This is a genomic window from Methanophagales archaeon (assembly GCA_021159465.1).
Classification (GTDB): domain Archaea; phylum Halobacteriota; class Syntropharchaeia; order Alkanophagales; family Methanospirareceae; genus G60ANME1.
On record JAGGRR010000127.1, the window covers coordinates 1 to 1189 of the forward strand.

Here is a 1189-nt window from a genome sequence, read left to right on the forward strand (position 1 = left end):
CGTATCCACCTAATATGAGTGCCTGGATGGTTTATGGTCCCTTTAACCTAAGCGAAGCTAGGGATGCGGAGTTATTCTTTAACCACTGGACACAGACAGGAGAAATTCCTGATTACCTTTTTGTAGGTGCCTCAGTTAATGGTATTGCGTTTTATGGTGTGAGTTACTCAGGTCGTTGGGATCTGCATTGCGGGGGTAATGGTTGGTGTCCCGGAAATTTCGATCTTACAGATGTATATACCTTGGGCAATCTCTGTGGCTATAAGAAGGTATGGATTGCTTTTGCGTTTATCAGCGATAATGACACTTCTCCTGATGGTGAGTATGGCGTCTATCTGGACGATATCGTTCTTAGAAAAGATACAGGGGAAATATGTCCTGGACTACCATCACGTTTTGACTGGCGGGATTCAGGAGGAGTTACACCCATAAAGGATCAAGGCCGTTGTGGGAGTTGCTGGGCATTTGCTACAGTAGGTCCATTAGAGGCTAATATTAAAATTAAAGACGATACAACTACGGATCTATCAGAGCAATTCCTGATATCATGCAATGTAGAAACGCCAGAGCCCTGGAGCTGTGCTGGTGGGTTATTTGCCCATGATTATCACTGGAATAAGGTAACTGCTTCAGGAGAAGCTGGTGCTGTTGCAGAATCAGAGAAACCTTATAGTGCCACGGATAATGAGTCTTGTTGTTCCATGCTTACTCCTTGCCCTTTCAATCACTCATGGAAGTTAACGTCATGGTCTTGCGTAGCAGGAGATGCCACCCCTCCGGACTGTTGCCGTGCTAATGGGCAGATAGTATCCACCTGTGACATAAAGAGGGCTATTATGCGCTACGGTCCTGTTTCAGCTGCAGTTTGTGTGGGACCTTATTTCCAAGACTACACAGGAGGCGTTTTTGAAACTGATGAGTTCTGTCCGGATGGACCTAATCATGCGATTGTGTTAACTGGTTGGGATGATACTCAAGGGAACAACGGGGTATGGTTCCTAAGGAACTCATGGGGTTCAGACTGGGGTGAAAGTGGTTATATGCGTATCGGATATGGCATTTCTGCAGTGGGTAGTTGTGCAAACTATATTGTGTATCAGAGAAAAGGTGATGAGATCGGTGTTTTCCAACCCAGCGGAACATGGCTCATTGACACAAATCGCAATGGTGTATTCGACCCTGGCATTGA

1 protein-coding gene is annotated in these 1189 nt (G+C 45.7%); it reads left to right on the forward strand.

The window, feature by feature from the left end; all coding sequences use genetic code 11:
- Window positions 1–14: 14 nt before the first annotated feature.
- A partial coding sequence (locus J7J01_06095) for a hypothetical protein (GenBank protein MCD6210446.1) occupies window positions 15–1189 on the forward strand: 1175 nt, incomplete at its 3' end.